Below are 25,679 nucleotides of genomic sequence, written 5' to 3' on the forward strand. Positions count from 1 at the left end.
CGTGCCCGTGGTAGCACCCGGCGAACTTGATCACCTTGGTGCGCTGCGTGAACCCGCGCGCGAGCCGGATCGCGGACATGGTCGCCTCGGTACCGCTGGACACCAGCCGCACCTGCTCCAGCGGCGCGACCCGGGCCGTCATCTCCTCGGCGAGCGCGACCTCGCCCTCACCGGGCGTGCCGAAGGACGTGCCGCGGGAGACGGCGTCCTGCACGGCGGCGATGACCTCGGGGTGGGAGTGCCCGAGGATCATGGGCCCCCAGGAGCAGACGAGGTCGACGTACTCCCTGCCGTCCGCGTCCGTCAGATAGGGACCGGTGCCGGACACCATGAACCGCGGCGTGCCGCCGACGGCTCGGAAGGCCCGCACCGGTGAGTTCACGCCGCCGGGCGTGACGGCCGCCGCGCGGTCGAAAAGAGCCTGCGAGGCCGGTGCTTCATACGGATATGCCAGTTCACTCATGACCTGCGACTTCTCCGACCTTCTCCGACGCTGTCGGGCTCCGGGTGCCAGTGACCTGTTCAGGGTAGGCCAGGGGCGTGGGAGGGCGGGGCACGGGACAACCCGCCCCCCGGTCCCCGTCGTCTGCGAGACTGGACCCCGATACCCACAGCTCAAACGCCCCGGGGTGGTCGGAGGCTGCGGAGATCCTGCGGCCAGATGTTTCGGCGTACGTTTCGGCGGGCGGCCGTGGGGGAGGTCACTGACACGATGATCGGGTTGCGCGGCGGGGGCGACGCGTCCTAGAAAAGCAGTCGGGTGGAGATATGCATCGCGGTGGCGGACTGGGCGAGGGGACTGATGACCTGGGTCCTCGACGTGCCCGGCGGGGAAGGCACCGGCGCGAGGCGGAGGACGCTCAGGAACCGCGTCAGACACAGGGCGTACCGAGTGAACCGGAGCGGGCCGCCGGACGTACTGAACGTCAGGTCGACGATCTTCGGGCCGGGAGCAGCGGGAATGGTGGTCGGGTGGGGGTGACGTACAAGTACTTCGGTGCGCCCGACGGCGCGACCGCGGCCCGCGTCCCGATCTCGATGCGCCCCGAGGAGCTCGGCGGCGACGAGCTGGGCATGAACGGCATGTTCACGAAGATCAAGCCCGAGACCATGGCGGCCATGGTCCTCACGGGCATCGAGGGCGTCCCCCTGCACAAGGTCCCGCCCCTGGAACTGGTCGTCCTGCACCCCGACTACGCGGTGGTCAAACTGCCCATGACGGTCGTCGACCCCCTGCGCGGCATCGGCGAGGAGGCCGTGGGCGCGGCGGCGTTCATCTGGTCGACGGTCCCGGACCGCGGCGGCCCGCGGGACGCGTTCAACGTCTACCAGCTGCTGCACGAGTGGCAGGACTTCAGCCACCGGCTGCATGAGGCGGGGCATCAGCCGTACTGCTTGGTCTGGCCCTGAGGCGGGGCTTTCCGAGGTGGGCGGGGCTTTCGGGCTCCGCCCTTTCACGTGCCGTGACCGCCGGCCCGGAGGGCGCGGACGAGACGGCGTGGAGCGGGGAACCTCAGGCGATCGCATAGTCGCCGATGGCCGGTTCGAGGAGGTCGAAGGCGCGTGCCGCTTCCTTCGCGATCGTCGTGGCGATCTCGTCGTCGGTGTGCCCGGCCAGAGTCAGGTCCTGGATGCGCTGGAACAGGACGCGGTGCGCGGCACCGAGCAGCCCGGCGACCGTGCGGACGGTGATGTCGTCCGGCTGCGCGCCGACGGCCTCGGTGAGGGCCTCGGCCAGCGCCTGTTCGCGCTGGTCGTGCAGGTTGCGCAGGCACGACGACAAGGTGGGGCTGTCGGTGATCATGCGGGAGAAGTCCGGGCCGGAGAATCCGGCGACCGGATCCCGCGCCGCGACGGCGGCCTCGAAAGCACGCCGCAGCGCCGCGAGGGCGGACTCCCCAGGACGGCGTGACATCACGACGCGCGCCAGCGTGGCCCTGAACTCGTCCTGGTGGTCGAGAGCCAAATCCTCCTTGCGGGCGAAGTAGTTGGTCACCGTCTTCTTCGCGACGCGGGAGGCCGCCGCGATGTCGGCGATGGTGGTGTTCTCGAAGCCCTGCTCGATGAAGAGCCGTGTCGCACGGTCGGAGATCAGCTGTCGCGTCTCCTGCTTCTTCGCTTCCCGCAGGCCCAGCGGGGCGGTGACGCCGGCTGGGGCGGCACTCGCTGCGGTGCTCGTCGTGTTCTCCATGAGGAGAATCTTACCCCGGTAGCAAAAATACGTTTACAGCATCAGCAGGATGGAAGTAATCTTACTACCGACGTAAGATCAGCTCCGGCGAGCATCGCCCCGCCTCCGCAGCCCGGAAGAGGAACCCCACTTGAGGATCACCGCCTCCACCGTCTCCCTCACGGTCGAAGACATCGCGGCCTCCCGCGACTTCTTCACCGAGCACCTCGGCTACCGGGAACAGGCCGCGGCCGAAGGATTCGCCTCCCTCACCCGTGGCGATGCCGCCGTCGACATCGTCCTGCTCCGCCGCGGCACCGACGTCCTGCCGCCCGACCAGCGCGACCGGCACGCCGCCGGACTGATCCTGGCCTTCACCGTCACCGGCCTCGAAGCCGAGGAGAAGCGACTGCGTTCCGAAGGCGTCGACATCACGATGCCCCTGCGCGAAGAGCCGTGGGGAGAGCGCCTGTTCCAAGTCACCGATCCCAACGGGGTCGTCGTCCAGTTCGTCGAATGGACCACCCCGGCCCCCTCCTGATCCTCCGGACCACCCCGCAGCTACGGAAGAGAGAGCCACCGCATGCGAAAGCTCGTGTACTACATCGCCACCACGCTGGACGGTTTCATCGCGGGCCCCGACGGCGCCGACCCCACGGGCCCGGAGGGCTTCTGGCCGATCCCCGAGGACTACCTCCGACACCTTGTGACGGAGTACCCGGAGACGCTGCCCGTCCAGGCCCGCGCGGCTCTGTCCGTCACCGCGCAGGGCACGCACTTCGACACCGTCCTGGAAGGGCGGCGCAGCTACGAGATCGGCCTCAAGGCCGGCATCACCGACGCCTACCCCCACCTGCGTCACCTGGTCTTCTCCCAGACCCTCACCGAGAGCCCGGACCCGGCCGTCGAGCTGGTCACCGGCAACGCGGTCGAAAAGGTCCGGCAGTTGAAGCAGGAGGACGGCAAGGACATCTGGCTGCTGGGCGGCGGGGAACTGGCGGGTGCCCTGTACGGCGAGATCGACCGGCTCATCCTCAAGACGGCGCCGTTGACCATCGGCGCCGGGATCCCGCTCTTCTCCCACAAGGCCGCCTTCGATCCGCGCGGCTGGGAGCTCACCGGTCACACCGTGCTCGACAGCGGCGCTGCATTCGCCACCTACACGCGCGCCGGCGGGAACTGAATCCGGACGCACCGCTGTTCCGGTGCCGGCGCCCTTCCCGGCTCCGGCACCGGAACCATCCGTGGTGCTCCCCGCGGCCCATGATGCAAGGCCGGAGCCGGATCGGCATTGCCGGTTCCCGGCAGAGTTGCTTATGGTCTGCCTGCCGGTGACCGTCAGGAGTCCGTCAACGGCACACGCAGCGTGCACGGGACAGGGGGCACAGTGAGCGAGCCGGACACGGCGACGCGGTATCTGGACCGCTACGCGGAGATCCTCGCCGAGGTCTCCGCGACGGGCCGTCGTCTGACGCGGGACGAGCTCGCCGCCCGGCGCGCCCTGGGCGAGCAGGCCGCGGAGCGCGGGCACAGCCTGCGCAGCCTCGTACGGGAGCATCTCTCCGCCACCCGGGCCGCCTGGCCCGGCACCCGGGGCTCCGCCGACCACGTCCTGGCCGCGGTGGAACAGGCGGTCGACGCCTTCGCCGAGGGGTACGAGCGGGCGCAGCGCCAGGCCGTGCGTGAAGAGGAGGCCGCGCGCCGGGAGTTCATCGACGACCTGCTCCACGGCCGCAGCGACCTGGGCCGCCTCGCCGAACGCGCCGAACGGTTCGGGCTCGTGCTGTCCAGCGCCCATGCCGTCGCGGTCGCCGAGGGCCCCGAGGCGTACGACGACGTCGCACCGGTCACCCGGCGCATAGAAGCGGCACTGATCGCACGGTTCGGCGACCGGCGCATCCTGCTCGCCACCAAGAACGAACGGCTGGTCTGCATCGCTTCCGGCGACCAGGACGACGTGCTCGCCTACTTCGCCGGACAGGCGCACGCCGCCACGGGCGACGGCCGCGTGGCCATCGGCCGCCCCCGGCCCGGCGCCGGTGGCGTGGTGCACTCCTACGAGGAGGCGCTCAGCACCCTCGAACTCGCCGGCCGGCTGGGCCTGGACGATCCCGTCGTGCGCGCCGCCGACCTGCTGGTCTACCCGGTTCTCGCCCGTGACCGGCAGGCCATGGCCGACCTGGTGCTCAGCGCACTCGGGCCGCTGAAGCGTGCCCGCGGCGGTGCCCAGCCGCTCCTCGAAACACTGCGCGTGTACTTCGATTCCGGCTGCACGGCGGCCGAGGCGGCCCGCCGCCTGACACTGAGCGTGCGCGCCCTGACGTACCGGCTGGAGCGCATCCACCAGCTGACCGGCGCCAACCCGGCCGATCCCGTACACCGCTACACGCTACAGACCGCCGTCATCGGGGCGCTGTTGCTGGACTGGCCCGCCCAGGAGATCTGAACGGGCGGGGAAGAACAGGGCAGCGGGACCGTTCAGGGCCCGCCCACCGGGCGAACGGTGAGCGGGCCCTGGTGGATCACCGCCCGTCAGCCGGTGATCTCCACCTTCCCGTTGGGCGAGGGCGACTGCTCGGCCGCCGCCGGGGTGCGCTGCGTGACGCCCTTCAGCAACTCGGCGAGGTCGACGCCCGTCGTGGAGCCGAGAAGCTCCAGCCCCTGGGCGACGTTGTCCGCGACGGCCCGCGGGATGCGGCCGGCGCCGTCGGTGGAGATGACCGTCATCTTGTCCACCGCGCTCAGCGGCTCGGACGCCTTGGCCACGACCTGCGGCAGCACCTCGACGAGCATCTGCAGGACGGCCGCGTCCCCGTACTGCCCGAACGCGTCCGCCTTCTGGCGCATCGCCTCGGCCTCGGCCGCGCCCTTCGCGCCGATCGCCGACGCCTCGGCCTCGCCTTCCAGCCGGACTGCCTCCGCGATCGCCGCGCGCCGGGCACGCTCGGCCTCACCCTGCTTCAGGCCCTCCACGGCCTCCGCCTCGGCCAGCGCGGAGCGGCGCTGCTTCTCGCCCTCACCGGTCAGCCGGGCCCGCTCGGCCTCCGCCTGCGCGGCCGCGATGCCGGCCGCCTTGTCCGCCTCGGCCTGCTTGACCCGCGCCACGCGCTTGGCCTCGGCCTCCTGTTCGGCGGCGTAGCGCTGGGCGTCGGCGGGCTTGCGGACCTGGGTGTCGAGCTGACGGTCGGTCAGGGCGGCCTGCCGCTCGGCGACCTTCTCCTGCTGGGTGAGGATCTCCTGCTGCCGGGCCGCCTCGGCCAGCGGTCCGGCAGCCGCCGCGCGGGCCGCGGCCTCGTCGGTCTCGGCCTTGATCTCGGCCTGCTTGAGGGCGAAGGTCCGCTGCGCGATCGCGATCTCCTCCTCCGCCTTCAGCCGGGCCTGCTCGGCGGCGCGCCGGGCGACGGCCTCGGCGATGTCGGCCTCCTGCTTGGCGCGAGCGGCTTCGGGCCGGCCGAGGTCCTCCAGGTAGGAGCCCTCGGTGGTGATGTCCTGGATCTGGAACGCGTCCAGCACCAGCCCCTGCCCGGACAGGCTGGCCTCGGCCTCCTCCGCTACCTGCCCGGCGAACGCCGCCCGGTCACGGATGACGTCCTCCACCGACATCCGCCCGACGATGGCCCGCAGCGCGCCGGACAGCACTTCCTGGGTGAAGCCGACGATGCCGTCCTGCTGCATCAGGAACCGCTGTGCGGCGGCGCGGATGGCGTCCTCGGTGCCGCCGACCTTGACGATCGCGACACCGTCCAGGTTGGCCTTCACGCCGCGCAGCGTGACAGCGCCGCGCACCGCGACCGGGATGTGCCGGGAGGACAGGTCGAGGGTGAACTTCTGCTGCACGAACGGCACGACGAAAACGCCGCCGCCGACCACGACCTTCTGCCCGCTGTTGTCGGTGAAGACCCGGCCGGTCTCCGGGTCGGTGGCCTTCTTGCCCCGCCGGCCGGTGACGATGAACGCCTCACTCGGACCCGCGACCTTGTAGCGGGTGACCACGACCAGTGCCAGCAGCACGAGGAGTACGACGACCCCCGCGACGGCGACGACGACAGGACTCATGACAATGCCCCCGAATCACATACGGAAGAAGGAGAGAAACAACGAAGGACAGAGGGAAACAAGCAGGGCAGCAGGGGAGGCTCAGCGGTCCACCGGGCGGACCACGACGGACGAGGCGGAGGGCACCGCCTCCACCCACACCTCGGCGCCCCGGGCCACCGGCCCCGCACTGCGGGCGGCGAACTTCGCCGTCTGCCCCGCGAGCAGGAGCAGCACCTCCCCGTAACCGCCCGCCGGAATGGCCGTGACCACCTTGCCCGACGTACCCACCAGGTCGTCGCCGGCCGGCGCGGGAGCGGTCCGATCATGCATCAGGACGCGGGTGAAGCGGTACGTCAGCCAGGCCGTTGCCAGTCCGCACACGGCCCCCGTCGTGATGGCGGCCGCGGGACCGGCACCCGCCGCGCCGGTGGCGATCGCGCCGGCGAAGCCGGCCATCGCCAGGAACCCGGCGACGACCGGCAGCGACAGCAAGCCGTCCGGGGCACTGCCCGGCGCGCCGTCCAGCACACCGTCCAGCACCCCGTCGAAGAACAGCGACAGGGCGAGCAACACGACCCCCGTGATGCCCAGTCCAAGAAACCAGACCATGCGCGCCGCCCCCCTCCCGCCCGCCGCTGAACTCCGACTTGACGGAATCTTCACACACCAGGAGGGCCGTTTCATTGCCGATTTCCGGCAATGTTTACGGGCTTTTTATGCCGGACTCCTACGCCCACGCGCCGCGCGACCCGTCCCGCTCACGGGTCGGCTCGCGGCGGCCGAGGCGGTGCGGCCGGGCTGTGCGCCGGCTCCTCACCCCGCGTCGTTCGCCGCCGGCCGCCCGCCCACCGTGAAGCCGGTGACCGAACCGCCCCCGTCCCGCCGGAACGCGAACGGCGCTCCCCCGTGGGCGAGGGCCACCTCGCGGACGATGGACAGGCCCAGGCCGGAGCCCGGCAGGGAGCGGGCGTCGGCGGCCCGGTAGAAGCGGTCGAAGACGCGGGTGAGGTCGCTTTCGGCGATGCCCGGGCCGCGGTCGAGGACCTCGACCCGGATGGTGCCGGGGCGGGCGGGTCCCGAGACCACGATCTCGATGGGGGACCGGCCGCGCTGGTCGAACTTCACCGCGTTCTCGACGAGGTTGGACAGCGCCCTGGTCAGCATCCCGGGGCGCCCGTCGGTCGTGGTGTCGCCGCTCGCGCGCAGCAGGATCTCCCGGCCGCTGCGGCGCCGGGCCACCCCCGCCACCTCCTCGGCGATGTCCGCAACGTCCACCCGCCGCGGCGGCTCGGTGTCGGACTGCCCCGCCGCGAGATCCACCAGTTCGTTGACCAGGTCGGTCAGCTCCCGGGCCTCCTGGCCCAGGTCGGCGACCAGTTCGTCACGGGCCTCGGGCGGGAGTTCGTCGATCCGGCGCAGCAGGGAGATGTTCGTCCGCAGCGAGGTGAGCGGCGTGCGCAGCTCGTGGCCGGCGTCCTGGACCAGGCGGCGCTGGTCCTCCTCGGACTGGGCGAGCCGGCCCAGCATGCGGTCGAAGGCCCGGCCGAGGCGGCCCACCTCGTCGTGTCCGGCCACGGGCACCTGGATGCCCAGGCGGCGGGTGCGGGCGACGTCCTCGGCGGCGTCGGTCAGCACGACCAGGCGGCGCGTGATCCGCCGGGCCAGCCACCAGCCGAACAGCCCGGCGCCGACCACCACGGCGGCCACCAGCAGCAGCGTCCGCTGTTGGAGCACCCGCAGCAGGTCCTCGACGTCGCTGAACTCCTGGGCGACCTGCACCGCGCCCCGGCCGTCGCCGAGGGAGACGGTGGCGACGCGGTAGACGTCGTCGCCCACGTCGACGTCCTTGTGCTCGGCGACCTCCCCGGACGAGTCCGCGGCGGCGATCCGCACGTCGGCGCCGGTGACCGGCAGCCCCGGGCTGCCCCGGTCGACGACGTGCCCGTCCGGGCCGAGCACCTGCACATCGGTGCGGGCGGGCCGTACCAGGTCGTGGCCGGGCGCGGCGGACGAGAAGTCGCCGGGCGTCATGCGGTTCTCCCGCACCTCGTCGCGCAGATCCTGCACGACCTCGTCGAACACCGTCTGCTGGTCCACCCGCACCAGCCGCGCGGCGGCGCTGTACGACAGGATGCCGACCAGGATCGTCACGGCCGCCGTCACCGCCGCGAAGGACACCGCGAAGGTGGTGCGCAGCGAGACGAGCCCCGGCCGCCGCCCGGCCGGCAGCCGGCGCAGGCGGTCCACTCAGTCCTCCCGCAGCACGTAACCCACGCCCCGGACCGTGTGGATCAGCTGCGGTGCGTCCGGCTCGTCGAGCTTGCGGCGCAGGTAGCCGACGTAGACGGCGAGGTTCTTCGAGCCGGGCCCGAAGTCGTAGCCCCAGATGCGGTCGTAGATCGTCGAGTGGTCGAGGACGATGCCCGCGTTGCGCACCAGCAGTTCCAGCAGCTCGAACTCGGTGCGGGTCAGCTCTAGCTCGCGCGCGCCGCGCCAGGCCCGCCGCGCCTGCGGGTCCATGCGGATGCCGGCGGCGTCGACGAACCGCTCCGGGAGCGGCCTGGGCGCCTCGGCCGCGGGTGCGGTCCCGGCGCCCACCGGGCTGGTGCGGCGCAGCAGGGCGCGCAGCCGGGCGAAGACCTCCTCCACGTCGAAGGGCTTCACCACGTAGTCGTCGGCGCCCGCGTCCAGACCGGCGATCCGGTCGGCGGTCTCCACGAGGGCCGTCAGCATCAGCACGGGCGTCCGGTCGCCCTCGGCGCGCAGCACCCGGCAGACCTGGAGCCCGTCGATGCCGGGCATCATCACGTCCAGGACGAGCACGTCCGGACGGTTGCGGTGGGCCTGCGCCAGCGCCTCGACCCCGTCGGCGACCGCCATGACCTGGTAGCCCTCCAGGGTCAGGGCCCGCTCCAGGGCATTGCGGATGGCGCGGTCGTCTTCGGCGAGCAGCACTGTTTGGGGCACGCGTCCAGTGTGCCAAGCCCGGGGGTTCCCGGAACCGTATGCGCTGCGCCGGAGCGTCCTTCTTACTGCCCTCTCACCGGGGGCCGGGCAACCGTGGAGGCGGGCCCTACCGTCCCCTCACCCTCGGCTCCGGGCGACCCGGGCCGCGTGCGTGGGGGCGTCGGGCACGTCCGCCGGGCGGTCCACGGCGAACTCCTTGCGCAGCACCGGCACGACCTCCTCACCCAGCAGGTCGATCTGCTCCAGCACGGTCTTCAGCGGCAGGCCGGCGTGGTCGATCAGGAACAGCTGGCGCTGGTAGTCGCCGGCGTACTCCCGGAAGGCCAGGGTCTTATCGATCACCTGCTGCGGGGAGCCGACCGTCAGCGGCGTCTGGTCCATGAAGTCCTCCAGCGACGGCCCGTGCCCGTACACCGGGGCGACGTCGAAGTAGGGCCGGAACTCGCGCACCGCGTCCTGCGCGTTCTTCCGCATGAAGACGTGCCCGCCGAGCCCGACGATCGCCTGCTCGGGAGTGCCGTGCCCGTAGTGGGCGTACCGCGTCCGGTACAGCTCGACCATGCGCTTGGTGTGGTCGGCCGGCCAGAAGATGTTGTTGTGGAAGAAGCCGTCGCCGTAGAAGGCGGCCTGCTCGGCGATCTCCGGGGAGCGGATCGAGCCGTGCCAGACGAAGGGCGGTACGCCGTCCAGCGGGCGGGGCGTGGCCGTGAAGCCCTGGAGAGGCGTGCGGAACTTCCCCTCCCAGTCGACGACGTCCTCGCGCCACAGCCGGTGCAGCAGGGCGTAGTTCTCGACGGCGAGGTTGATGCCCTGCCGGATGTCCTGCCCGAACCAGGGGTAGACCGGGCCGGTGTTCCCGCGCCCCAGCATGAGGTCCACCCGGCCGTCGGCCAGGTGCTGGAGCATCGCGAAGTCCTCGGCGATCTTCACCGGGTCGTTGGTGGTGATCAGGGTCGTGGCCGTGGAGAGGATCAGCCGCTCGGTGCGGGCCGCGACGTAGCCGAGCATCGTGGTCGGGGACGAGGGCACGAAGGGCGGGTTGTGGTGCTCGCCGGTCGCGAAGACGTCGAGCCCCACCTCCTCGGCCTTCTGCGCGATGGCGACCATGGCCTTGATCCGCTCGCGCTCCGTGGGCGTCCGGCCGGTCGTGGGGTCGGGCGTGACGTCGCCGACGCTGAAGATCCCGAACTGCATGGTCGCTCACCCTCCAGGTTGTTTACGCTTCAACCATACCTGGGAACGGTGGCCCCCGTGCGGCTATTCCCCCCGCCGTGTCCGCCCTCGCCAGGGCCCCCTGCGCTACAGCGACCTCGGCCGCAAGATCGCCGGCGTCAGCCCCAAGATGCTCACCCGGACCCTGCGTTCACTGGAGCGCGCCGGCCTCCTCACCCGCACCGTCACCACGACCGGGGCATACCGGGCGTGCGAAGCTGACCGCCATGTTCGTCCTGCGCTCCGCCGCCCTCTTCGTCCTCGCCGCCCTCCTGGAGATCGGCGGCGCCTGGCTCGTCTGGCAGGGCGTGCGCGAACACAAGGGCTGGCTCTGGGCGGCCGGCGGCGTCCTCGCGCTCGGCGCCTACGGCTTCGTCGCGACGCTCCAGCCCGACGCCCACTTCGGCCGCGTCCTGGCCGCGTACGGCGGGATCTTCGTCGCCGGTTCGATCCTGTGGGGCGTGGTCGCGGACGGCTACCGCCCCGACCGCTGGGACGTCACGGGCGCGCTGGTCTGCCTCGCGGGCATGGCGGTCATCATGTACGCCCCGCGGGGCAACTGACCGGCCCCCGGGGAGCCTCAGAACGGCTCGTCGGGCAGCAGCCCCAGCTGCCCGAGGAAGTCCATCTCGTCGAAGTACAGCCGGTAGTCGACGATCCGTCCGTCCTTCACCGTGGCGATGTCCACCCCGCGGATCCGGACCTCCTTCTGCGTCGGCGGCAGCGTCTCGCCGTTGGGCAGCTCCAGCGGCCCGGTGTTGCGGCCGCGGTAGATCCCCTCGTCGATGGCCGTGTCACCGGCCTCGTAGGAGTGCAGCACCTCGAACGTCGCGCCGGGCACCGCCTCCGTCATCGTCCGCCAGTACTCGACGATGCTGTCGCGCCCGCGCAGCTCGCCCTCGTCGGGCGTGAAGGCGACCGCGTCCTCGGCGTAGAGCTCGCCGACGACCTTCAGATCGGTGTGTGCGGTGACCGCGTCCGTGAGCCGGTCCATGACCTCACGTGCCTCGCCCATGATCGCCTCCGGGGGGAACAGGGGACCACCCGGTCTCATTCTCCCACCGCGGGGCCCGCCTATCCTGGCCGCGGGCCCGGCGCGCACGCCGGGCCGCCGCACGCCCGAGGACCCGAGGAGCACCCATGGCCACCGCAGCCCCGCCCGCAGCCTCCCGCATCGCCGTCGTCACGGGTGCGAGCAGCGGGATCGGCGCCGCCACGGCCCGGCAACTCGCCGCGGCGGGCTACCGCGTCGTCCTCACCGCGCGCCGCAAGGACCGCATCGAGGCCCTGGCCGAGGAGATCACCAAGGCCGGCCACCAGGCCACGGCGTACGCCCTCGACGTCACCGACCGCGCCGCCGTCGACGAGTTCGCCACGGCGTTCAGGACGATCGGCGTGCTGGTCAACAACGCGGGCGGCGCACTCGGCGCCGACCCGGTCGCGACCGGCGACCCGGCCGACTGGCGCCGGATGTACGAGACGAACGTCATCGGCACCCTCAACCTCACCCAGGCCCTGCTGCCCAAGCTGATCGCGAGCGGCGACGGCACGGTCGTGGTCGTCTCCTCCACCGCCGGCCACGGCACCTACGAGGGCGGCGGTGGCTACGTCGCCGCCAAGCACGGCGCCCACGTCCTCGCCGAGACCCTCCGCCTGGAGATCGTCGGACAGCCGGTCCGCGTCATCGAGATCGCCCCCGGCATGGTCAAGACCGACGAGTTCGCCCTGACCCGCTTCGGCGGCGACGAGGCCAAGGCGGCCAAGGTCTACCAGGGCGTCGCCGAACCCCTCACGGCCGACGACGTCGCCGAAACGATCACGTGGGCGGTCACCCGCCCCGCCCACGTCAACGTCGACCTCCTGGTCCTGCGCCCCCGGGCCCAGGCGTCGAACACGAAGGTGCACCGGGAGTCGTAGGACCGGGCGGGTCAGCCCTTCACGCAGACGACCTGCTTGAGCTTCGCCACGACCTCCACGAGGTCCCGCTGCTGGTCGATGACCTGCTCGATCGGCTTGTACGCGCCGGGGATCTCGTCGACGACGCCGGAGTCCTTGCGGCACTCCACACCCTGCGTCTGCTGCTCCAGGTCCTTCGTGGTGAACCGGCGCTTGGCCGCGTTGCGGCTCATGCGCCGGCCCGCGCCGTGCGACGCGGAGTTGAAGGACTTGGCGTTGCCGAGGCCCTTCACGATGTACGAACCCGTGCCCATGGAGCCCGGGATGATCCCGTACTCGCCGGAGCCGGCCCGGATCGCGCCCTTGCGGGTCACGAGCAGGTCCATGCCGTCGTAGCGCTCCTCGGCCACGTAGTTGTGGTGCGCGCTGATCTCCGGCTCGAAGGTCGGCTTGGCCTTCTTGAACTCCTTGCGGACCACGTCCTTCAGGAGCGCCATCATGATCGAGCGGTTGTGCTTCGCGTACTCCTGCGCCCAGAACAGGTCGTTGCGGTAGGCCGCCATCTGCGGGGTGTCCGCGACGAACACGGCCAGGTCGCGGTCGACCAGACCCTGGTTGTGCGGGAGCTTATGGGCCACGCCGATGTGATGCTCCGCCAGTTCCTTGCCGATGTTCCGGGAACCGGAGTGCAGCATCAGCCAGACAGAACCGGTCGTATCCGTGCAAACTTCGACGAAATGGTTTCCGCCGCCGAGCGTTCCCATCTGCTTGGTGGCACGTTCCTGACGGAACTTGACCGCTTCGGCGACCCCCTCGAACCGCCCCCAGAACCCGTCCCACCCGGCCGTGGCCAGGCCGTGGAACCGCCCCGGATCCACCGGATCGTCATGCATCCCCCGGCCCACCGGAATCACCTGCTCGATCCTCGACCGCAGCCGGGACAGGTCACCGGGCAGGTCGTTCGCCGTCAGGGACGTCCGCACCGCCGACATTCCGCAGCCGATGTCGACGCCCACCGCCGCCGGGCACACCGCACCCTGCATGGCGATGACCGAGCCCACCGTCGCGCCCTTGCCGTAGTGCACGTCGGGCATGACCGCCAGACCCTTGATCCACGGCAGCGTGGCGACGTTCCGGAGCTGCTGGAGCGCGCCCTCCTCGACCGAGGCCGGGTCGGTCCACATCCGGATCGGTACCTTCGCACCCGGTATCTCTACATACGACATAACGTCCTCAATCCCCCGTAAACGAACAGAAGTCCTCAACAGCAAATACCGGAGCCAAGGTCGACGAAAGGGAAATCGGACCGGCGTCCACGGCAGTGCGTGCGATACACATTGTGTTCATCGCCCGCCGTACGGCGGCAAGCCAATATCCGTGTCGAGAGGAGCCACCACGTGCAACGAAAGGCGTGCGCACCCGGTATCGCCGTGCTCCTCGCGGCGGTACTGGCCGGCTGCACCGGCGGCTCGGCCGACGACGGCCCGACGGACGGCTCCAACGCCGATGACACGGGCACGGCATCGCCCGCCGCTGAGCCCGGCCGCTACCGCACTCTGCCCGACCCCTGCGCCGAGGTCGGCGAGAGCACGCTCGACGAACTCCTCCCCGGCATCCGGGAGATCAGCGACGAGACGCAGCGCGAGACGGCCTACGAGGGCGAGCCGACGACCACGTTCGACACCGACCGCAAGGTCGGCTGCCGCTGGAAAGTGGACTCCGCGGCGGCCACCGACCATCTGCTGATCGACTTCGAGCGGGTCGTCTCCTACGACAACGCCGTCAGCGACGACAGCCAGGCCGAGCAGCTCTTCGCCGAGCAGGAGGCGTCGGCCCACCTGCCGGTGCCCACGGCCACCGAGACGGCGGCCTCCGGCAGCACCCCTGCGAGCGGTTCGGCCGCCTCCCCCAGCGGCTCCCCCTCCCCGTCCGGTTCCTCCTCGCCCTCGGCTGCGCCCTCGGTGACGCCGACCGACCTACAGCCCCGGGTGCTGGAGGATCTCGGCGACGAGGCGTTCCTCGACGACGGGCTGAGCAGTTCCGGTTCGACGGCCGAGCAGCGCACGGTGACTGTGGCGTTCCGCACGTCCAACGTCATCGTGACCATCGAGTACGCGGAGCAGCCGACGACCGTCGGCGTCGTGCCGGACAGCAAGGAAATGCAGGACAGGGCGCAGAAACTCGCCTCCCAGCTGGCGGATTCGCTGGGCGACTGAGGCCCCTTCACGGCCCCTTCACCCCTGCCCGCAAAGCACGCGAAGGAAGAACACACGGTTGCCTCACCGCGTACGGTGACCACTCGGACCCGTTCCGACCGCAGGGAACCACGAGCGTCATGAGTGAAGGAACCATGCAGCGACACGCACAGCGAGAAGTGGGGGCACCACCCAGGCCGTTTAGGCACTGGGGGAGAGACCAGCGAGCGAAGCGCCGCAACCGCGTCCTTGTCTGCGCGGCCGCCGTCCCCGTGATGCTGGTCGCCGCCGGCTGCTCCTCGGACTCCGGCTCCGGCGACAGCACGGACAAGGCCGCGAAGGCCGCGGCGTCGGCATCGGCGAAGCCGTCGCCGACGGTGCAGGCGGCGGCGTACGGCAAGCTGCCGGAACCGTGCAAGGTGCTCTCGAAGAAGACGCTGGAGGACCTCGTCCCGAAGGGCAAGTCCGGCAAGGAGGGCAAGTCGGACGACATCTCGACCCGGGGCAGCTGCTCCTGGAACAGCCTCGACAACAACGGCGTGAAGGGGTCGCAGTTCCGCTGGCTGAACGTGTCGATGCTGCGCTTCGAGTCGGATGTCACGCGTGGCCCGGCGGACAAGCTGGCCCAGGAGCACTTCGAGAAGCAGGTCCAGGAGGCCCAGGCCGTCGAGGGCGCCAAGAGCGTCAAGACGGAGCCGGTTACCGGCACGGGCGACCAGGCGACGGCCGTGCACTACGACCTGAAGAAGAAGGAAGGCACCTTCAAGCAGCAGACGGTCGTGGCGCGCGTCGAGAACGTCGTGGTCACGCTGGACTACTACGGCGCGGGTCTGGCCGGCGACAAGACGCCGAGCGGCAAGGACATGCTGAAGGACGCGAAGAAGGCCGCCAAGGAGGCCGTGGCCGCGGTGTCCGAGGCCAACGGCGAGGGCGGCGGCAAGGCGGGCGGCGCCCCGTCCGCTTCGGCGTCGAAGCCGGCGTCGAAGTCGCCTTCCCAGGGCGCGTCGGACGAGCCTTCGAAGGATGCCTCGGCCTCGCCGTCCAAGAAGCCCGCGTCGAAGAGCTGAGCAGCCCCGGCGGGATCCGGCCACCCGTCCCCCGCACATGTGTGCCACCCTGTTGCGCGCAACAACAGGCAAGGGGAGGGGAGTAACGGGTGGCCGCGCCACAACTGACTCGGATGCACCGCGTTCTCATCGGCGTGGTCGTGGCCGGTGCCGTGATCATCGCCGGGATCGGCTTCGCCGGTTCGTACGCGGCGGTCCGTGAGTTGGCCCTGAAGAAGGGCTTCGGGAACTTCTCCTACGTCTTCCCGATCGGCATCGACGCGGGCATCTGTGTCCTGCTGGCCCTGGATCTGCTGCTCACCTGGATCAGGATCCCGTTCCCCCTCCTGCGTCAGACGGCGTGGCTGCTGACGGCGGCGACGATCGCCTTCAACGGCGCGGCCGCGTGGCCGGATCCGCTCGGTGTGGGTATGCACGCGGTGATCCCGATCCTGTTCGTGGTCTCGGTCGAGGCGGCCCGGCACGCGATCGGCCGTATCGCCGACATCACGGCCGACAAGCACATGGAGGGGGTCCGCCTCACCCGGTGGCTCCTCTCCCCCGTCCCCACCTTCCTCCTCTGGCGCCGCATGAAGCTCTGGGAGCTCCGCTCCTACGACCAGGTCATCAAGCTGGAGCAGGAACGTCTCGTCTACCAGGCCCGGCTGCGCTCCCGGTTCGGGCGGGCGTGGCGCAGGAAGGCGCCGGTGGAGTCCCTGATGCCGCTGCGGCTGGCGCGGTACGGGGTGCCGCTGGCGGAGACGGCTCCGGCGGGGCTGGCGGCGGCGGGCATAGAGCCGGCGCTGATACCCCCGCCCCCGCAGCAGGCCGACCTGGCCACGGGCCATCGTGCCGTCGGCCCGGCGCCCGACCCGCAGAGGGCGGCGCCTCCCGGCGGACAGCGCCCTCAGCTGGAGAGCAACCACGACGCCGAGTACCCGGAACCGGAACCCGAACCCGAACCGGATCAGAGCCCCTGGTTCAACACCCCCCGCGAGGTCGACTACCAGGGCGGCTACAACCCCGACTACGACCCCGCCGAGCACTACGCCCAGTGGATCGCCGAACAGCAGGAAGCCGAGCAGTACCAGCCCGAGTACGACCGGGCGCCCGCCCCGGAGGACACCGGCAGCTTCCCCATCCCGGTGGGCCCGAACCGCACCCGTGAACTGGGTGACGGCGGCGGCACCCCGCCGGCCCCCGAGCCGGACGAGGAGGCGTACTACCAGGTGTTCCGCCAGTCGATAGACGGCAGCTACCCCACGCCCCGCGCCCTCGGCGACAACATCCAGGCCACCTACGGCACGACGCTGAACCCCGGGGAACTGAAGTCCCTCGCGGAACGCTTCCAGAAGCGCCACACGGCGGAACTGGAAGAGGACCACATCGCGTGAGACGCCGAAGGAGAAGGGGCCCTCGCTGACGAGGGCCCCTTCTGCGTCACCGGCTACTCACCGAGCAGGACCCGCACCCGGTCCTGCCCGACCGCCAGCAGCAGCGTGGGCAGTCGCGGGCCGGTGTCCCGGCCCACCAGCAGGTGGTACAGCAGCGCGAAGAACGACCGCTGGGCGGTCTTGATCTCCGGCGGCAGCTCCTTGGGCGTGGCGTCGGCGGAGAACCCGGCCTGCACCTTCGGCACGCCGTAGACGAGGTGCGTCAGGCCGTCGAGCGACCAGTGGCCGGCCAGTCCGTCGAGCAGCAGCCGCAGCGACTCGCGGCCCTGCTCGTCGAGCGACTTCAGCAGCTCGGCGTCCGGCTCGTCGCGCACGATGGTCCGCTGGTCGGCGGGGACGTGCGTGTTGATCCAGGCCTCGGCCCTGTCGTACCGCGGGCGGGCCTCGTCGAGCGAGGTCAGCGGCTGGTCCGGGTCGAGTTCGCTGAGGATGCGCAGCGCCTGGTCCTCGTGCCCGGCGGTGATGTCCGCGACGGACGCCAGCGTGCGGTACGGCAGCGGCCGGGGCGTACGCCGCAGCGCACCGGCGGCCGTGCCCACCGCGCGCGTGTGCGCGGCCACGTCGGCCGGCAGGGCGCTGCCGTCGGCGACCTTGGCGTCCAGCTTGTCCCACTCGTCGTAGAGCCGCTGGATCTCCTGGTCGAAGGCGATCTTGAAGGACTGGTTGGGCCGACGGCGGGCGTACAGCCAGCGCAGCAGCTGCGGTTCCATGATCTTCAGGGCGTCCGCCGGGGTCGGCACGCCTCCGCGCGAGGACGACATCTTCGCCATCCCGCTGATGCCCACGAAGGCGTACATCGGCCCGATGGGCTGCTTGCCGCCGAAGATGCCGACGATCTGCCCACCGACCTGGAACGACGACCCCGGCGACGAGTGGTCGACACCGGAGGGCTCGAACACGACCCCCTCGTAGGCCCAGCGCATGGGCCAGTCGACCTTCCAGACCAGCTTGCCGCGGTTGAACTCGTTCAGCCGGACCGTCTCGGAGAAGCCGCACGAGGTGCAGGCGTACGTCAGCTCGGTGGAGTCGTCGTCGTAGGAGGTGACGGTGGTGAGGTCCTTCTCGCAGTTGCCGCAGTACGGCTTGTACGGGAAGTAGCCGGCGGCGGTGGAGCTGCCGTCGTCCTCACCGGCCGCGCCGGAGCCCTCGGCGGCCTCCAGCTCGGCCTCGTCGACCGGCTTCTGCCCCTGCTGCTTCTTGGCCGGGGCCTTCTTGGTGCGGTACTGGGCGAGGATCGCGTCGATGTCGCCTCGGTGCTTGATGGCGTGCAGGATCTGCTCGCGGTACACGCCGGAGGTGTACTGCTCGGTCTGGCTGATCCCGTCGAACTCCACGCCCAGCTCGGCCAGCGACTCGATCATCGCGGCCTTGAAGTGCTCGGCCCAGTTCGGGTACGAGGAGCCCTTCGGCGCCGGGACGGACGTCAGGGGCTTGCCGATGTGCTGCTGCCACGCGTCCTCGTCGACCCCGGCGATGCCCTTGGGCACCTTGCGGTACCGGTCGTAGTCGTCCCAGGAGATCAGGTGGCGCACCTGGCGGCCCCGGCGGCGGATCTCGTCGGCGACGAGGTGCGGGGTCATGACCTCGCGCAGGTTCCCGAGGTGGATGGGGCCGGACGGAGAGAGTCCGGACGCGACGACGACGGGTTTGCCCGGGGCCCGGCGCTCCGACTCCTCGATGACCTCATCCGCGAAACGGGAGACCCAGTCGGTGGTCTCGGTGCTCTGAGCCACGATCGGCACGTCCTTCTTTCTCCAGGGCAGCCGTACGGTCAACGGCCGGTGCCCATTCTCCCAGACGGCATCCCGCCCGGGAAAACCGCTTTACCCCCCGTGGGATACTGAGCGGGTCTATCGATTCCCACGAGGAGAACGGCACCCATCCCATGACCTCGGTCACGTCGCTCACCGATCAAGTCCAGCAGCGTCTCGCGAACGCCCTGTCGGCCACCCGGCCGGAGGCCGACGCCGACCCGCTGCTGCGACGTAGCGATCGGGCCGACTTCCAGGCCAACGGGATCCTGGCCCTCGCCAAGAAGGCCAAGTCGAACCCCCGGGAACTGGCGACGGAGGTCGTCGGCAACATCGTCACCGGTGACGTGATCAAGGACGTCGAGGTCTCCGGCCCCGGCTTCCTCAACATCACGATCGCCGACCGGGCGATCACCGAGAACCTCGCCGCGCGGCACGCGGACGGCGAGCGTCTCGGCGTGCCGCTGAAGGAGAACGCGGGCATCACGGTCGTCGACTACGCCCAGCCGAACGTGGCGAAGGAGATGCACGTCGGTCACCTGCGGTCGGCGGTCATCGGCGACGCCCTGCGCGGCATGCTCGACTTCACCGGCGAGAAGACGATCGGCCGGCACCACATCGGCGACTGGGGCACCCAGTTCGGCATGCTCATCCAGTACCTGTTCGAGCACCCCGGCGAGCTGGCCCCCGCGGCCGACGTCGACGGCGAGCAGGCGATGAGCAACCTGAACCGGGTGTACAAGGCGTCGCGTGCGCTCTTCGACGCGGACGAGGAGTTCAAGGAGCGGGCCCGGGGGCGGGTCGTCGCCCTCCAGTCCGGTGACAAGGAGACGCTCGAACTGTGGCAGCAGTTCGTGGACGAGTCGAAGGTCTACTTCTACTCCGTCTTCGAGAAGCTCGACATGGAGATCCGCGACGACGAGATCGTCGGCGAGTCCGCCTACAACGACGGCATGCCCGAGACCGCCCGCATCCTGGAGGAGACGGGTGTCGCGGTGCGCTCCGAGGGCGCGCTCGTGGTGTTCTTCGACGAGATCCGCGGCAAGGACGACCAGCCGGTCCCGCTGATCGTGCAGAAGGCCGACGGCGGCTTCGGCTACGCGGCCTCCGACCTGACGGCGATCCGCAACCGGGTCCAGGACCTGCACGCCTCGTCCCTGCTCTACGTCGTGGACGTCCGTCAGTCGCTGCACTTCAAGATGGTCTTCGAGACGGCCCGGCGGGCCGGCTGGCTGAGCGACGGCGTCACCGCGCACAACATGGGCTACGGCACGGTGCTCGGCGCGGACGGCAAGCCGTTCAAGACGCGTGAGGGCGAGACCGTACGGCTGGAGGACCTGCTGGACGAGGCGGTGCAGCGGGCCGCCGAGGTCGTGCGGGAGAAGGCACAGGACCTCACCGAGGACGAGATCCAGGAGCGGGCCGCGCAGGTCGGCATCGGCGCGGTGAAGTACGCGGACCTGTCGACGTCGCCGAACCGGGACTACAAGTTCGACCTGGACCAGATGGTGTCGCTGAACGGCGACACGTCCGTCTACCTCCAGTACGCGTACGCCCGGATCCAGTCGATCCTGCGCAAGGCCGGTGAGACGAAGCCGGTCGCGCACCCGGAGCTCCAACTCGCCCCGGCGGAGCGGGCGCTCGGTCTGCACCTGGACGCGTTCGGCGACACGGTCTTCGAAGCCGCCGCGGAGTACGCCCCGCACAAGCTGGCGGCGTACCTGTACCAGCTGGCGTCGCTGTACACGACGTTCTACGACAAGTGCCCGGTCCTGAAGGCCGAGACGCGGGAACAGATCGAGAACCGCCTGTTCCTGTGCGACGTCACGGCCCGCACGCTGCACCAGGGCATGGGCCTGCTGGGCATCCGGACGCCCGAGCGGCTCTGACACCCGGCCCTGACACCCGGCCCCTGACGACAGGCCCCGAGGGCGGCACTCCCCCGTTGAGTGCCGCCCTCGGGCGTTGTCGCGGGCCGCCGGTTACCGGCAGTTGACCCACTGGTTGGACTTCTGGAACCAGACGGTGTCGCCGGTCCCCTTGACGCCGCGGGCGAGGACACCGCTGTCGCCGCGGTAGTTCTTCTCCGTGAACCACTTGTAGTCGCAGGACTTGCCGTGGTTGTACCAGGACTTGAAGCCCTGGAAGACGACGAACCCGGTGAGGTCCGCGTTCCTGCCCTCGACCTTCTGCATGCGGCCGGTGTAGTTCTTGCCGGCCCAGACGCAGAACCAGCCCGACGGACAGTCCGACGCCGCCTGCGGTGCGGCCTGCGCAGCACCCGCGGTGCCCGCCCCCGTGGCCAGCAGACCGCCGGTGAGTGCCATGCCCCCGGCCATGACGGCGAGCTTCTTGACCATGCTCACGATGTTCCCCCTTCGTGGACGGGCCGACCGCACCGGCCGGCTCCGCAACGAGACTGCGGCCCGGCGCCGCACATCCACCACAGTCGCCGCGGAAGTGACGTACTCGTGGGACGTCCCGGGCGCTGACCTGCGGCGGGACGGAGCGCCGGGACGGTGTCGCGGGACGCCCGCGACGGGCGGTGGCCGAATCGGTAGGGGGCGGGAAGGGGGAACGCAACCGATGTCTGGGGTGCCGCGTGGATGCTGGTGCAGAATGCGGCGGTGACGGGACCGCTGACCACGGTCCGGACACGCGAGTGGGGGGAACATGTCGCGTTGGAAAGGGCTGCCCGAAGAACTGGATCCACGCGTACGGCAGTTGGTGGTGCGACTGCGCCGGGTCAAGGACCACAGCGGGCTGAGCCTGCGTCAGCTGGCCGCCAAGACGGGCTACAGCACCTCCTCCTGGGAGCGGTACCTGTCCGGCAGGTGTGTGCCGCCCAGGGAGGCCGTGGAGGCGATGGCCCGGCTGGGCGGTGAGGACCCGGCGCGCCTGCTCGCGCTGCACGAGGTGGCGAGCGAGACGTCCGGCACGGTGACGGGGCGGAGAGCACCGGCCGGTGCGGACGCTCCCCGGCACCACGGCCGGGCCCTGCGCATCACGCTCGTCGCCGGCTCGGTCGCCCTGGTGCTGGCCGTGTGCTCGGCGATCCTGCTGGCCGTGCGGCTCACGGACGGCGAGGGAGAGGCCGCGGCCGCCCCGCTCACCGCCTCCGGCACCGCACCACCCGGATCGCCGAAGCGGTCGGAGACCCCGGCGTACACGTGCCGGGCGGAACGGATCGACGGCCGCTGGTACGCGGGCAACAGCCGCACCCTGACAGCCGTCCTGGCGGTGGGCCACGCCGGCCCCGAGGTGGCCGAGGCCCAGTGCCTGCTGCGGGATGCGGGCCTCTCGCCGGGCGTCGTCGACGGCATCTTCGGCCCGCACACGCGACGCGCGGTCCAGGGCTTGCAGAGGCGTTCCGGTCTGGTCGTGGACGGCATCATCGGCCCCCACACCTGGAAGGCCCTGCGGGGATGACGTCCACCCCGCCCGGCGGGCCGTCCCCGGAACGGGCCCGGCTCGCCTCCGCGTTGCGTGAGCTGAGGACGGGAACCGGCCTGAGTCTGGCGGCTCTCGCGGCGAAGACCACCTTCAGCAAGTCGTCCTGGGAGCGCTACCTCAACGGCAAGACGCTCCCGCCGGGCCAGGCGGTGCGGGAGCTGTGCCGTCTGGCGGGCGAGCCGGAGGGCCGGTGCCTGGCGCTGTGGGAGCTGGCGGAGGCGGAGTGGAGCGGCCGCGGGGCGCCGGCGCGCACGGACCGGCCCGCGGCCGGCGAGGCGGAGGCCGGACGGGCCGGTGGCGGCGGAGGTGCGGTCCTGGCGGTGATCGCTTCGGTCTGTGCCCTGGCGGCCGGTGGTCTGTCGGTGGTGCTGGTCCTGCTGCTGGGCCAGTCCGCCGACTCGGGGCCCGGCGCACCGTCTTCCGCCGTGCCGTCGCCGCGCTGCCGTGCGGCCGGCTGCGAGGGCAGGAGCCCGATGCAGATGAAGTGCGGCACGGAGCCGCGCACCCTCGCCTCACACCGCACGGCCGGCGGGGCCCACCTCGAACTGCGCTACAGCGCCCGGTGCGGGGCCGGCTGGGCGAGGATGTGGAGCACCCGGATCGGCGATCGTCTGGAACTGGACGCGGCCGACGGCGGCCCCGCCCACTCCGCGAGGATCAGGGACGGCGTCGCCGCGCAGTCCTACGTCTTCACGCCCATGACCGAGGCGAGGCCGGGCGCGACGGTCCGGGCCTGCTTCCGCCCGGTGGCGGGAGGCGGCCGCGAGTGCTTCGACGCCCGCGTCTGAAGCCTGTCGTTCGGATCAGGCCGCGCGGGACATCGACGGTGCTGTCAGCGCCGGTGAGCCCCGCGTCTGCGGCGTGATCCGAACGGCAGGCCACAAGGCCCCGCCGGGTCAGCGCCGGGCCGTGGTGTTCGCGCCGTCCAGGGCCTCCCGGATGATGTCGGCGTGCCCGGCGTGCTGGGCGGTCTCCTTGATCAGGTGCAGCAGGATCCGGCGCGCGGACCAGTACTCGGGCTCCGGCGGCGACCAGGGCGTCTTCGGCAGCGGCACGCCGACGTCCAGGTCCGCCAGCGCGGCCACCGCCTCCTCGGTGGCGTGCGCGGCCCGTGCGTAGCGCTCCAGCAGCGCGGGGAGGGTGTCGCCGCCGGCCATGCGGTACTGCCCCATGTCGAGCATGCCGTCGGGCAGTTCACCGTCGCCCTTGGTCATGATCTGCGTCCAGGTCTCCTCTCCCTGGGCCAGGTGCTTCACGATGCCCCCGAGGGTCAGCTCGCTCACGGTCGTACGCCGCGCGGCCTGTTCGTCGGTGACTCCGTGCAGGGTGATCAGCAACAACGCGCGCTGCTCCGCGAACGCGGCCAGCAGGTCCGTCTTCTCCGGGGAAGTGGTCATGACCGTACGGTAGGAGCCCAATAGGCCAGGTTCTGTCCGCTACGGGGGCCCACCGGGCCGGTCGGATTGTCAGTGCCCGGCCCTACAGTCACCCCCATGGCGACTCTTCCCAATCCTCTGCCGAGGCTGACGGCAGACCCGAGCGGCCGCTCCCTCGGTCTTCGGCTCCCCACCGGTGCGCTGGTCGACACCACCTGCGAGGGCCCGTGGCACGAGCCGCTGCTGTGGTGCGCCGGCGGACGGGCCCTTCCGGGCGGCTGGGCGGCACTGGAACCGGCCCGCCGTGCGGGACTCCTGCCGGTGGTCCTGGAGACGGGCGACGGCCATGGCGGCCCGGGCCGCTGGGAGTTGATGCCCGGCGAGGTGTCCTACCCCGGGGACCACGACGCCGAGGAGGTGCTGGCGGAGTACTGGGAGGAACATGCCGCGGAAGGCGCCCCCTGGCCCGGCCCGGCCGAGTCCGCCGGCCCTGACCGGGACCCGGACACCACGGCCGGCGACCTCGTGGACGCCCTGCTGGAGGACGGCGGCCCCTTCAAGGAGCCCCGCCTCGCCCTCGTCCCGGCCCGCCGCAGCGCGGACGTCCCGACGGCGATCGGCTGGACGGGCCCGGCGAACCACGAGGGCGACACCGCCCGCCTCAGCGCGGTGCTCCGCTCCTGGGAGGACCGCTTCGGCATACGCGTCGTCGCCCTCGGCTTCGACCACCTGCTGCTGTCCGTGGCCACGCCGCCCACCACCCCGGCCGCGGCGCAGGCCGTGGCCGCCGAGCACTTCGCGTTCTGCCCGGACAACATCCACCAGGGCGCGGATCCGACCCTGCGGGCCTACGCCGAGCACCAGGTCCTCAATCAGCCGGTGTGGCACTTCTGGTGGGACTGAGCCCCTCCCCCAGCCTGCGCAGCCCCTCCCCGATCTCCGCCGGCGTCTGCGTCACGAAGCAGAGCCTCAGGGTCGTCCGGTCGGGCGGGCCGGCGTAGAAGGGCGCGCCGGGCACGTAGGCCACGTTCTGCCGGACCACCCGCGGCAGCAGGGCCGTCGTGTCGTACGGCTGCGGGAGGCGCGCCCAGAGGAACATGCCGCCCTCGGGCCGGTTCCAGACCGACCCCGTGGGCAGCGCCGCGGCGAGCCCGGAGAGCATCGCGTCGCGGCGTTCGCGGTACACACCGGCGACGCGGGCGACATGGGCGTCCAGGTCGTGGTCGGCGAGGTAGCGGGCCGCGGCGAGCTGGTTGACGGTCGGAGTGTGCAGGTCGGCGGCCTGCTTGGCGACGGCACAGGCACGCCGCAGCTCCCCGGGTGCCCGCAGCCAGCCCAGCCGCAGCCCGGGCGCCATGACCTTGGAGAAGCTGCCGAGCAGCACGGCCCGGTCCTCGGCTCCCGGGTGGGCGGCGATCCACGGCAGGCGCTCACCCTCGTAGCGCAGCTCACCGTAGGGGTCGTCCTCGACGATCCACAGTCCGTGCCGGGCGGCGACGGCGGCCACGGCGGCGCGTCGCCCGGCGGGCAGGGTCCGGCCGGTGGGGTTCTGGAAGGTGGGCACGGTGTAGAGGAGCTTGGGCCGCTCGCGCACGACGAGTTCCTCCAGCGCCCCGGGGTCGACGCCGTGCTCGTCACCGGGCACGGCCAGCACCCGCGCCCCGGCGAAGCCGAAGGCCTGAAGTGCCGCCAGATAGCAGGGGTTCTCGACGAGGACGGTGTCCCCGGGTTCGACGAGCGCGGTGGTCAGCAGGGAGAGGGCCTGCTGGCTGCCGGTGGTGACGAGCAGGTCGTCGGGCCCGGTCGGCAGGCCGCGCGCGGTGGTGCGGGCGGCGAGCGCGTCCCGCAGGGCGGGTTCGCCCTCGGTCGTGGAGTACTGGAGCGCCCGGGCGGGCGCCTCGGCGAGGACCGCCTCGTACGCGGCGGCGATGCCCTTGGCGTCGAACAGCTCCGGTGCGGGGAGCCCGCCCGCGAAGTTGATCACCTCGGGGCGGGCGGTGACGGCCAGGATGTCCCGTACGGGCGAGCCGCCCACGGCCCGGGCCCGTGCGGCGAGCGGTGGCACGGAGGAGCGGGTGGGCGGGGGCTCGGCGACGGTCATGACACGGCTCCTTCGGCTGC

General features: G+C 71.5%; 26 protein-coding genes and 1 pseudogene. 14 read left to right on the forward strand and 13 right to left on the reverse strand.

Features of this window, described 5'->3' with window-relative positions:
* The coding region (locus AB0E85_RS33935; RefSeq protein ID WP_361935545.1) for an aminotransferase class III-fold pyridoxal phosphate-dependent enzyme at nucleotides 1-463 on the reverse strand (463 nt) is incomplete at its 3' end.
* A gap of 509 nt (nucleotides 464-972) precedes the next feature.
* Here AB0E85_RS33935 and AB0E85_RS33940 point away from each other — a divergent pair.
* Complete coding sequence (locus tag AB0E85_RS33940) at nucleotides 973-1,410, forward strand: hypothetical protein (protein WP_003974483.1); 438 nt, start codon at nucleotides 973-975, stop codon at nucleotides 1,408-1,410.
* Between the two features lie 103 nt (nucleotides 1,411-1,513).
* On the opposite strand, the gene AB0E85_RS33945 is transcribed toward AB0E85_RS33940, so the two are convergent.
* Nucleotides 1,514-2,191, reverse strand: a complete 678-nt coding sequence (locus AB0E85_RS33945) for a helix-turn-helix domain-containing protein (protein ID WP_361935548.1) — start codon at nucleotides 2,189-2,191, stop codon at nucleotides 1,514-1,516.
* Nucleotides 2,192-2,321: 130 nt separating this feature from the next.
* Here AB0E85_RS33945 and AB0E85_RS33950 point away from each other — a divergent pair, with 130 nt between their 5' ends.
* The 3 genes from AB0E85_RS33950 (at nucleotide 2,322) to AB0E85_RS33960 (ending at nucleotide 4,616) form a co-directional block, all read left to right on the forward strand.
* Nucleotides 2,322-2,711: a VOC family protein gene (locus AB0E85_RS33950; RefSeq protein WP_361935551.1), complete on the forward strand. Its 390-nt coding sequence runs from the start codon at nucleotides 2,322-2,324 to the stop codon at nucleotides 2,709-2,711.
* Between the two features lie 42 nt (nucleotides 2,712-2,753).
* Nucleotides 2,754-3,353, forward strand: coding sequence for a dihydrofolate reductase family protein (locus AB0E85_RS33955; RefSeq protein WP_361935554.1), 600 nt, complete (start codon nucleotides 2,754-2,756; stop codon nucleotides 3,351-3,353).
* A gap of 204 nt (nucleotides 3,354-3,557) precedes the next feature.
* Nucleotides 3,558-4,616: a helix-turn-helix domain-containing protein gene (locus tag AB0E85_RS33960; RefSeq protein WP_361935557.1), complete on the forward strand. Its 1,059-nt coding sequence runs from the start codon at nucleotides 3,558-3,560 to the stop codon at nucleotides 4,614-4,616.
* Between the two features lie 86 nt (nucleotides 4,617-4,702).
* On the opposite strand, the gene AB0E85_RS33965 is transcribed toward AB0E85_RS33960, so the two are convergent.
* The 5 genes from AB0E85_RS33965 to AB0E85_RS33985 form a co-directional block, all read right to left on the reverse strand.
* Nucleotides 4,703-6,226 carry an SPFH domain-containing protein gene (locus AB0E85_RS33965; RefSeq protein WP_361935560.1) on the reverse strand — a complete coding sequence of 508 codons (1,524 nt, stop codon included), beginning with the start codon at nucleotides 6,224-6,226 and terminating at the stop codon, nucleotides 4,703-4,705.
* Between the two features lie 81 nt (nucleotides 6,227-6,307).
* On the reverse strand, nucleotides 6,308-6,817 hold the full coding sequence (locus AB0E85_RS33970; protein ID WP_361935563.1) for a hypothetical protein: 510 nt from the start codon (nucleotides 6,815-6,817) through the stop codon (nucleotides 6,308-6,310).
* Nucleotides 6,818-7,021: 204 nt separating this feature from the next.
* Nucleotides 7,022-8,455 carry a HAMP domain-containing sensor histidine kinase gene (locus tag AB0E85_RS33975; RefSeq protein WP_361935566.1) on the reverse strand — a complete coding sequence of 478 codons (1,434 nt, stop codon included), beginning with the start codon at nucleotides 8,453-8,455 and terminating at the stop codon, nucleotides 7,022-7,024.
* Entirely contained in the window at nucleotides 8,456-9,175 is a 720-nt protein-coding gene (locus AB0E85_RS33980) for a response regulator transcription factor (protein WP_361935569.1), read from the reverse strand. It abuts the gene before it with no gap.
* A 117-nt stretch (nucleotides 9,176-9,292) separates the two neighbouring features.
* A complete protein-coding gene (locus tag AB0E85_RS33985; RefSeq protein ID WP_361935572.1) occupies nucleotides 9,293-10,369 on the reverse strand; it encodes an LLM class flavin-dependent oxidoreductase in 1,077 nt (358 codons plus the stop codon).
* A 100-nt stretch (nucleotides 10,370-10,469) separates the two neighbouring features.
* On the opposite strand from AB0E85_RS33985, the pseudogene AB0E85_RS33990 reads away from it, so the two are divergent.
* Nucleotides 10,470-10,583 (forward strand): annotated as a pseudogene (locus AB0E85_RS33990) (winged helix-turn-helix transcriptional regulator); the annotation flags it as partial.
* Between the two features lie 31 nt (nucleotides 10,584-10,614).
* The gene (locus tag AB0E85_RS33995) at nucleotides 10,615-10,950 is read left to right on the forward strand and encodes a YnfA family protein (RefSeq protein WP_361935575.1); all 336 of its coding nucleotides are present in this window, start codon (nucleotides 10,615-10,617) and stop codon (nucleotides 10,948-10,950) included.
* A 17-nt stretch (nucleotides 10,951-10,967) separates the two neighbouring features.
* Here the strand turns inward: AB0E85_RS33995 and AB0E85_RS34000 are convergent, their stop codons facing one another.
* Nucleotides 10,968-11,402, reverse strand: coding sequence for a nuclear transport factor 2 family protein (locus AB0E85_RS34000; RefSeq protein WP_062931568.1), 435 nt, complete (start codon nucleotides 11,400-11,402; stop codon nucleotides 10,968-10,970).
* A 125-nt stretch (nucleotides 11,403-11,527) separates the two neighbouring features.
* Between AB0E85_RS34000 and AB0E85_RS34005 the strand changes: the two genes are divergently transcribed.
* The gene (locus AB0E85_RS34005; protein ID WP_361935579.1) at nucleotides 11,528-12,304 is read left to right on the forward strand and encodes an SDR family NAD(P)-dependent oxidoreductase; all 777 of its coding nucleotides are present in this window, start codon (nucleotides 11,528-11,530) and stop codon (nucleotides 12,302-12,304) included.
* Between the two features lie 11 nt (nucleotides 12,305-12,315).
* On the opposite strand, the gene AB0E85_RS34010 is transcribed toward AB0E85_RS34005, so the two are convergent.
* Nucleotides 12,316-13,509 (reverse strand): RtcB family protein, encoded by a 1,194-nt coding sequence (locus AB0E85_RS34010; RefSeq protein ID WP_361935582.1) that lies wholly within the window; start codon nucleotides 13,507-13,509, stop codon nucleotides 12,316-12,318.
* A 171-nt stretch (nucleotides 13,510-13,680) separates the two neighbouring features.
* Here AB0E85_RS34010 and AB0E85_RS34015 point away from each other — a divergent pair, with 171 nt between their 5' ends.
* From AB0E85_RS34015 to AB0E85_RS34025, 3 genes are all read left to right on the forward strand, one after another.
* Nucleotides 13,681-14,499, forward strand: a complete 819-nt coding sequence (locus tag AB0E85_RS34015) for a DUF3558 domain-containing protein (protein WP_361935585.1) — start codon at nucleotides 13,681-13,683, stop codon at nucleotides 14,497-14,499.
* A 119-nt stretch (nucleotides 14,500-14,618) separates the two neighbouring features.
* The gene (locus AB0E85_RS34020; RefSeq protein WP_361935588.1) at nucleotides 14,619-15,545 is read left to right on the forward strand and encodes a DUF3558 family protein; all 927 of its coding nucleotides are present in this window, start codon (nucleotides 14,619-14,621) and stop codon (nucleotides 15,543-15,545) included.
* A 113-nt stretch (nucleotides 15,546-15,658) separates the two neighbouring features.
* Nucleotides 15,659-16,918: a DUF2637 domain-containing protein gene (locus AB0E85_RS34025; protein ID WP_361935590.1), complete on the forward strand. Its 1,260-nt coding sequence runs from the start codon at nucleotides 15,659-15,661 to the stop codon at nucleotides 16,916-16,918.
* Nucleotides 16,919-16,971: 53 nt separating this feature from the next.
* Here AB0E85_RS34025 and lysS read toward each other — a convergent pair whose 3' ends face one another.
* The gene (gene lysS / locus AB0E85_RS34030) at nucleotides 16,972-18,720 is read right to left on the reverse strand and encodes a lysine--tRNA ligase (protein WP_361935593.1); all 1,749 of its coding nucleotides are present in this window, start codon (nucleotides 18,718-18,720) and stop codon (nucleotides 16,972-16,974) included.
* Nucleotides 18,721-18,863: 143 nt separating this feature from the next.
* Between lysS and argS the strand changes: the two genes are divergently transcribed.
* Complete coding sequence (gene argS, locus AB0E85_RS34035; protein ID WP_361935596.1) at nucleotides 18,864-20,618, forward strand: arginine--tRNA ligase; 1,755 nt, start codon at nucleotides 18,864-18,866, stop codon at nucleotides 20,616-20,618.
* 93 nt (nucleotides 20,619-20,711) lie between these two features.
* Here the strand turns inward: argS and AB0E85_RS34040 are convergent, their stop codons facing one another.
* Nucleotides 20,712-21,089 (reverse strand): peptidase inhibitor family I36 protein, encoded by a 378-nt coding sequence (locus AB0E85_RS34040; RefSeq protein ID WP_361935638.1) that lies wholly within the window; start codon nucleotides 21,087-21,089, stop codon nucleotides 20,712-20,714.
* Between the two features lie 313 nt (nucleotides 21,090-21,402).
* On the opposite strand from AB0E85_RS34040, the gene AB0E85_RS34045 reads away from it, so the two are divergent.
* The gene (locus AB0E85_RS34045; RefSeq protein ID WP_361935599.1) at nucleotides 21,403-22,158 is read left to right on the forward strand and encodes a peptidoglycan-binding protein; all 756 of its coding nucleotides are present in this window, start codon (nucleotides 21,403-21,405) and stop codon (nucleotides 22,156-22,158) included.
* Complete coding sequence (locus AB0E85_RS34050; RefSeq protein WP_361935602.1) at nucleotides 22,155-22,970, forward strand: DUF2690 domain-containing protein; 816 nt, start codon at nucleotides 22,155-22,157, stop codon at nucleotides 22,968-22,970. The genes AB0E85_RS34045 and AB0E85_RS34050 overlap by 4 nt, the downstream gene beginning before the upstream one ends.
* Before the next feature lie 108 nt (nucleotides 22,971-23,078).
* Here AB0E85_RS34050 and AB0E85_RS34055 read toward each other — a convergent pair whose 3' ends face one another.
* The gene (locus tag AB0E85_RS34055; RefSeq protein WP_361935604.1) at nucleotides 23,079-23,579 is read right to left on the reverse strand and encodes a DinB family protein; all 501 of its coding nucleotides are present in this window, start codon (nucleotides 23,577-23,579) and stop codon (nucleotides 23,079-23,081) included.
* 96 nt (nucleotides 23,580-23,675) lie between these two features.
* Between AB0E85_RS34055 and AB0E85_RS34060 the strand changes: the two genes are divergently transcribed.
* Entirely contained in the window at nucleotides 23,676-24,461 is a 786-nt protein-coding gene (locus tag AB0E85_RS34060; RefSeq protein WP_361935607.1) for a DUF4253 domain-containing protein, read from the forward strand.
* Here the strand turns inward: AB0E85_RS34060 and AB0E85_RS34065 are convergent.
* Nucleotides 24,427-25,659: a PLP-dependent aminotransferase family protein gene (locus tag AB0E85_RS34065; protein ID WP_361935610.1), complete on the reverse strand. Its 1,233-nt coding sequence runs from the start codon at nucleotides 25,657-25,659 to the stop codon at nucleotides 24,427-24,429. The genes AB0E85_RS34060 and AB0E85_RS34065 overlap by 35 nt on opposite strands.
* Between the last annotated feature and the right edge of the window lie 20 nt (nucleotides 25,660-25,679).

This window comes from Streptomyces sp. NPDC029044 (assembly GCF_040637495.1).
Classification (GTDB): domain Bacteria; phylum Actinomycetota; class Actinomycetes; order Streptomycetales; family Streptomycetaceae; genus Streptomyces.

What these genes read in the sequence shown, in the direction of transcription:
- AB0E85_RS33945 (WP_361935548.1), bottom strand. Translation starts at nt 2,191, where the DNA reads ATGGAGAACACGACGAGCACCGCAGCGAGTGCCGCCCCAGCCGGCGTC.
- AB0E85_RS33955 (WP_361935554.1), top strand. Translation starts at nt 2,754, where the DNA reads ATGCGAAAGCTCGTGTACTACATCGCCACCACGCTGGACGGTTTCATC.
- AB0E85_RS33965 (WP_361935560.1), bottom strand. Translation starts at nt 6,226, where the DNA reads ATGAGTCCTGTCGTCGTCGCCGTCGCGGGGGTCGTCGTACTCCTCGTG.
- AB0E85_RS33970 (WP_361935563.1), bottom strand. Translation starts at nt 6,817, where the DNA reads ATGGTCTGGTTTCTTGGACTGGGCATCACGGGGGTCGTGTTGCTCGCC.
- AB0E85_RS33985 (WP_361935572.1), bottom strand. Translation starts at nt 10,369, where the DNA reads ATGCAGTTCGGGATCTTCAGCGTCGGCGACGTCACGCCCGACCCCACG.
- AB0E85_RS33995 (WP_361935575.1), top strand. Translation starts at nt 10,615, where the DNA reads ATGTTCGTCCTGCGCTCCGCCGCCCTCTTCGTCCTCGCCGCCCTCCTG.
- AB0E85_RS34000 (WP_062931568.1), bottom strand. Translation starts at nt 11,402, where the DNA reads ATGGGCGAGGCACGTGAGGTCATGGACCGGCTCACGGACGCGGTCACC.
- AB0E85_RS34005 (WP_361935579.1), top strand. Translation starts at nt 11,528, where the DNA reads ATGGCCACCGCAGCCCCGCCCGCAGCCTCCCGCATCGCCGTCGTCACG.
- AB0E85_RS34010 (WP_361935582.1), bottom strand. Translation starts at nt 13,509, where the DNA reads ATGTCGTATGTAGAGATACCGGGTGCGAAGGTACCGATCCGGATGTGG.
- AB0E85_RS34020 (WP_361935588.1), top strand. Translation starts at nt 14,619, where the DNA reads ATGAGTGAAGGAACCATGCAGCGACACGCACAGCGAGAAGTGGGGGCA.
- AB0E85_RS34025 (WP_361935590.1), top strand. Translation starts at nt 15,659, where the DNA reads ATGCACCGCGTTCTCATCGGCGTGGTCGTGGCCGGTGCCGTGATCATC.
- argS (WP_361935596.1), top strand. Translation starts at nt 18,864, where the DNA reads ATGACCTCGGTCACGTCGCTCACCGATCAAGTCCAGCAGCGTCTCGCG.
- AB0E85_RS34040 (WP_361935638.1), bottom strand. Translation starts at nt 21,089, where the DNA reads ATGGTCAAGAAGCTCGCCGTCATGGCCGGGGGCATGGCACTCACCGGC.
- AB0E85_RS34045 (WP_361935599.1), top strand. Translation starts at nt 21,403, where the DNA reads ATGTCGCGTTGGAAAGGGCTGCCCGAAGAACTGGATCCACGCGTACGG.
- AB0E85_RS34050 (WP_361935602.1), top strand. Translation starts at nt 22,155, where the DNA reads ATGACGTCCACCCCGCCCGGCGGGCCGTCCCCGGAACGGGCCCGGCTC.
- AB0E85_RS34055 (WP_361935604.1), bottom strand. Translation starts at nt 23,579, where the DNA reads ATGACCACTTCCCCGGAGAAGACGGACCTGCTGGCCGCGTTCGCGGAG.
- AB0E85_RS34060 (WP_361935607.1), top strand. Translation starts at nt 23,676, where the DNA reads ATGGCGACTCTTCCCAATCCTCTGCCGAGGCTGACGGCAGACCCGAGC.
- AB0E85_RS34065 (WP_361935610.1), bottom strand. Translation starts at nt 25,659, where the DNA reads ATGACCGTCGCCGAGCCCCCGCCCACCCGCTCCTCCGTGCCACCGCTC.